At 54.1% G+C, this 5,474-nt stretch carries 4 protein-coding genes; all 4 read right to left on the bottom strand.

What is annotated here, in order from left to right:
• Positions 1 to 238: 238 nt before the first annotated feature.
• Positions 239 to 1,669 carry an APC family permease gene (locus tag AB1656_19385; GenBank protein MEW6237551.1) on the bottom strand — a complete coding sequence of 477 codons (1,431 nt, stop codon included), beginning with the start codon at positions 1,667 to 1,669 and terminating at the stop codon, positions 239 to 241.
• 399 nt (positions 1,670 to 2,068) lie between these two features.
• The gene (locus tag AB1656_19390; protein MEW6237552.1) at positions 2,069 to 3,475 is read right to left on the bottom strand and encodes a galactokinase family protein; all 1,407 of its coding nucleotides are present in this window, start codon (positions 3,473 to 3,475) and stop codon (positions 2,069 to 2,071) included.
• A 41-nt stretch (positions 3,476 to 3,516) separates the two neighbouring features.
• Positions 3,517 to 4,530: a hypothetical protein gene (locus AB1656_19395; GenBank protein ID MEW6237553.1), complete on the bottom strand. Its 1,014-nt coding sequence runs from the start codon at positions 4,528 to 4,530 to the stop codon at positions 3,517 to 3,519.
• A 2-nt stretch (positions 4,531 to 4,532) separates the two neighbouring features.
• Positions 4,533 to 5,474: galactose-1-phosphate uridylyltransferase (gene galT / locus AB1656_19400; protein ID MEW6237554.1), on the bottom strand; the 942-nt coding region annotated here is incomplete at its 5' end.

Genomic DNA, 5,474 nt, shown 5'->3' on the forward strand with positions numbered 1-5,474 from the left:
TGGTAAGGTTGACATAAGATTAGTATAGCATATATCTTATATGCTATACAATAGAAAAAAAGATAAAATCTTTGCGATCCGCTATTTTCCGATAAATATGTGTATAATTGATAGCCTTGAAAGGCTGAGTAAAAGTTCCTTCCTCTCTCCTCGCGGCAGCAAAGGTTTTTCAGCAAACCCTAATTCTTATTATAAACGCCCCATCGCCGTTTAGTCTTCGATACGATCCTGCGCCCATTTATTTCTCATCGGTAGAAACGCCTTGCTCGTAGGCGGCTTGTCCCGCTTTGAGCAGCCAACTTTCACGGCCTCTGCGATACATGATCCATAACAGCGCCGCCCCGATGATCAACCATGCCGCCACAATAAAGGGAGCGTAACATATAGGAGTTTGGGGCAAGGGAACGACCGATTTATACCCCACCCATATTAATGCAACGGTGGAGACGAAGGGAAATATAGCGTGGAAGAAAACGTTGAACTCAGCTTTCTGCTCGCTGCGGTAAAAACGATAGACTCCGAGATTACCAGCGGAATAGACGAGAATCATTCCCAAAGTCGTTACCGCCGCCATGAGGAAAAATTCCTGATCCGGACCGATCCAAAAACCGACTCCCAATCCCAATAGCAGCGTGATGGCGGTTTGCAATTTAATGGCGTTCATCGGTGTTTGGTAGACGGGATGGATTTTCGCTAAAGCGCGAGGCAGCGACTCGCTGCGGCCCATTGCGTAAAAGACGCGCGTCGCCGCGTTGGTGCAGGCGATGGAAACCGCCATGATGGAATTGAAAACCGCGAGCAAGACCAAAATCCACGCTCCACCCCATAATTTTCGGGCGAGCACGAACGTCGGGCTTTCCTTGCAATCGATGAAGGCTTTCAAATCGTTGGTTCCCCATCCTACAAGAAGCGCCCAGGAACAGAACAAATAGAAGGCTCCGGTGAGCAAAATCGAACCGATAATCGCTTTGGGAAGATTCTTGCGCGGATTCTCGCTCTCTTCCGCCAACGGCGCCACCGATTCGAATCCTGTAAAGCTGAAGATGGAAAAAACAACTCCCAAATACAATCCGCTCATACTCGTCGCATTGGCGGGATTGTACGAGGCCAGGTTGATCCCGCCGTTACCCGGTTGAAACAAACCAGTTACCACCAAAGCGACGACGATCAAGATTTCGGCGGCGCCCAAGAACAACATGATTTCCGCCGATAATTCGATGCCTCGATAAACCAGCCATGAAATCAAGAGGGCGGCGATAATGAAAAAGAGCCACCAAGGGAAAAAGACGTTGTATTCGACGTTAAGGGTTTGTTGCAGAAAATAACCCATAAAAGCCAAGTTGATGGCCGTCCCCGCCGGATCGTAGAGAAAATAGAGCCAAGCCGTCAGAAAGCCCGCCCGCGGATGCACGGTGCGGCTGACATAGGTGTAATACCCTCCGGCGCACGGCAAATGCCGCGCCAGCTGGTTCAAAGAAAATCCCAGCGTCAGAATAATGACGAAGGCGATGGCGAACGATAATGGAGTCGTTACGCCCGCCAGCGAAGTAACGAATTGAATGGAAAAGATCAACCCAATCGCAGGCGCGATATGAGTGATTCCCTGCATCATTATCGAAGGCAGTTTCAACGCCCCGGCGCGCAGTTTAGTTTCAGGATGACTATCCAACGATTTTTCTCCCTTCATCCCTTGGAATCGGCAATCGATGCAAGAGTCTATCATATATATAGGAAGGAAAGCAATTCGGCGGGAAGAGAAAAACAATGATGAATGATGAGTGATGAGCCCCCCTACCGAGGAAAGACCCTCGGCGATTAAAGGAAGAAAAGCTCTGTTGCCCCGCCGTTGAAACGGCGGGCTATTGTCGTTTGCCCCTTTAAAGGGGCATTTGACAATAGCCCAGCCTTTCAAGGCTGGGATGACAATAGGCGACGGGGCGGCAAGGCAAGATGAAGTCTGCCTTTGATCTATCCCTCAAGGGAAGGCTGAGGCTTAGCCCTTGAGCATCTCTTCCACTTGTGGGTAAAGAAAAGCAATCTTTGGAAAGAGATTTAAAAAGCGACAAAATCAGATGCGAATTGTCTTCACGCCGTTTTTGCGCGCTCCATCGCTGCTGCCCTTAAAGACAAGCGGTTCGATGCCTTGTTCTTGAGCGCAGCGCCGGGCGATCTCTTTGACGGCGGCCAGACCTTTCTTCCCCTCGCAGAGAACGCAGACGGTCCCGCCGCTGCCGCCGCCGGTGATCTTGGCGCCATAAACGCCCTGCGAAGGTCCGGCGAGACGCACGGCTTCCACGATCGCATCCGTCGCTGCGCATCCCAAGCCGCATTGAGAATAGCTGGCGTGGGATTGGCGCATCAACTCGCCGAGATTTTGCAGATACTCTCGGCGCTGTATCAGCGGGAACGCGGCGGAGTTCAGAGCGCGCAGGATCAGTTCGAACGATTGCACGCGGTGATTTTCCCAAACGGGATGTGCGGCGCATTGGCGCACGGCGTATTCCCGGCCTGGTTGGGGCGCAGTGATAGGATCGATCGTCGCGCCGAAACGTTGGAGAAATTCCTCTCCCTCGATGCGCTCCGGCAATAGCGCGCGGTATTTCGCTTCGAAGGTGGAAGGCGGGATATTGGCGAGAAAGCCGCCGTAAGGCAAATCGCCAGCTATTCCGGTTTTCCTGGCCGCTAGCAAGGCTTTCTTCGGCGTCCCTTCCAATCGGGCGATCATCGTATAACCCATAAACGCGGCGGCGCGCACGTCGCCATAGGACGCGCCGCTGACAGCGTGGCGCACGCCGCTGTCTACGCCGACGAAATGGATTTCGGAAGGAATATCCAGCAAAGGAAAAATCCGATCCGGTTGGCATAAAATAGGCAGCAAGCGCCGTTCCTCGCCCAAATAGGAAGCGAGTTGATCCATGAGGCCGCAGGGAGCGCCCGCCACGCGATTTTCCACGATTTGCGCCAAGATCGGCAATTCCGTAGCTCCCAAATTCAAACCGGCGGCGGAAGCCAACGCCGTCATCGCCGCCACTTCGATGGCCGCCGACGAGGAGACGCCTTTGCCGATGGGAACGCGGGAATCGATCCAGATATCGGCGCCGGGCAAGGTTACGCCCTTTTCGCGCATCAACACGAGAAAACAGCCGATGACGTAAGCGGCCCAATCGCCCCCCGGCAGTTCGGCGAGAAGGTTGCGGGCGCGTTCGTAAAAATCACCTTTCTCTTCCCTAAATAAAGATAAGCGCGTTTCGACGGCGGGAACGAAATTCGACGCCCTTGCCAATTCGCTATGTACCCGCACGAGGTCATCGTTGCGAAGAGCGAGCGCCGCCGTGGTCTGCTGCGGTATCGGCATTTGCAACACCAGCGAGCCGGAATAATCGGCGATGCCTCCCATAACATCCAATCTTCCTGGAGCGTAGGCGACATGGATTATCCGTCCCTTGCCAAAAAACGATTTGCATTTTCCCGTCATCTTCATTCGTCTCGTCCTCGCTCCAACGATATATGTCGTTATTAAACAAGACCGTATTTCTTCAGTAATCTTTGCAAAACCGGCTCCACCTCGGCGCGAAGATAAGGATTGGCGTAGGCGATCCAATCGACGGGAGATGTGGTATCGAGCGGAGCGTCCACCGGCCCGCCGTTCCGTCCCGTTACGATAACTCCGCCCTCTTCGGCGATTAGACAGGCGCTAAGATCGTAAGGATGGCAATGGAGGCCGGCGGTTGCGCCCTCTTTGCCCAATCGCTTATAAAGGCCGGTTCGCAAATCGGCGTTGAAGCGGTCGTGTCCCATCAGCAATTCGTACATCTGGCCGCCGGTGGAAATATATTGATCCTCGAAGAGGATGGCGCGTCCCGCCGGAGGATCGGGATACAATTCCGCGATCATTTCCTCTTCCACCCGCGCTAAAAGGTCCTTGCCCGGCGGAAAGAAACGGCTGATCTGAGCGAAGCCGCCAAGGAGGGTTTTCGATTGCGACGGGACGATAGGACGCGGAGACAGCCGATTCGTAAACATATCGCGGGTAACGGCGCGAGCGCCTTGTCCGCGAAGCGCCCACAACATATCGCTGAGATGGCTGCGGGTGGTGGGAATTTCCACCATCGCCGCCGTCTCTATATCCCGCAGCGAAGTTGCTGCGCCCTGGTTGGGAGCGGCGCCTGCGAGGAAGAAGGCGGAGCGTTTGTCGTACATGACGCCTCGAGTTCCGTCGATGGGATCGACGAGGAGACGAATCGCCGCTTCGTCCTCCCGCATTCCATCGGGAAGAACTAAAGGCCGCCCCGCATCGGAAACGCCTTCCGCGATAAGAACGATCCCGCCTAGCGCTTCAGCGCGCTCCCGCAGCAGCGAGACGAGATACTCTTCCACGAAAAAATCAATGCGGTAAATCGTATCGGCTTCCGTCTCCAGGTGGACGGCGCTTTTTTCCTCGATGGATTGGCAGCGCAGCGTCGCATGAATCTTGTCGCAGACGAGAGTTCCGACGGCGCAAAGCGCCTCTTTGACGACGGCTTGATCCATCGCTAATCCGCTTCCTGAAATTGGGATAAATTCACCGATTGAAGTTCGCGGGCTTTCTCTTCCGGCATAGTATCGGCCATAAAGTTGCCGCCGCCGATTTCCGGCCCCGCGAGAAATTTTTGCAAGCCCGGCTGGCGCAACGGCGGCTGGAGGAGGAGATGGAGATGATAATTGGAATAATCTCCCTCTTGCACTGGCGCCTGGAGAATGGATAGAACATAAGGAAAACTGAAGCCGAAAAGAAGATCGTAGCGGCGAATTACTTGTTGAAAGGCGCTGGCCAAATCGCGCAGTTCTTCGTCCTCCATTGTGATAAACGTCGCATGCCGCTTCTTGGGGAAAATCAAAACCTCATAGGCGTAACGGGCGAAAAAGGGAATGAAGGCGACGGCGTTTTCATTTTCCGCAAGAAGGCGGATCCCCGCTTGACGCTCCGCATCCAACACGTCCTGGAACAGGTTTCTCTTCTTTTCCTTTTGGTAATCCGCCGCTGACGACAATTCGCGTTCCACATGCCGGAACGTGAAATTCGTGGCGTAGATTTGACAATGGGGATGGGGATTGGATACGCCGACGACCTCGCCCTTGTTTTCAAAGATCAAGACGAAGCGGATTCCTGGAGTTGCTTTTAGATTTCGCATCTGTTCTCGCCAGGCGAGAAAAACCTTAACGGCTTTTTCCAATTTCATTTGCCCCAGCGTCACATTGTGGCGGGGATCGTAACAGACGACGCGGGCGATGCCGCTGGCGCGGGCGCGGCGGTATAAACCTATTTCATCCTCCGCCAGCTCCGCCGGAATATCCGGGGAACGAACGCCGACCACGGGATGGTCGTTGTCGAATATGAAAACGTCCTTGTAATCGGGATTGCGCTCTCCGTGAACGCGCGGATTGCCGGGACATAGGTAACAGTCGGAAACGTAAGCGGGAGCCGTAGAGACGGC

The organism is Candidatus Omnitrophota bacterium (assembly GCA_040755155.1).
GTDB lineage: Bacteria > Hinthialibacterota > Hinthialibacteria > Hinthialibacterales > Hinthialibacteraceae > JBFMBP01.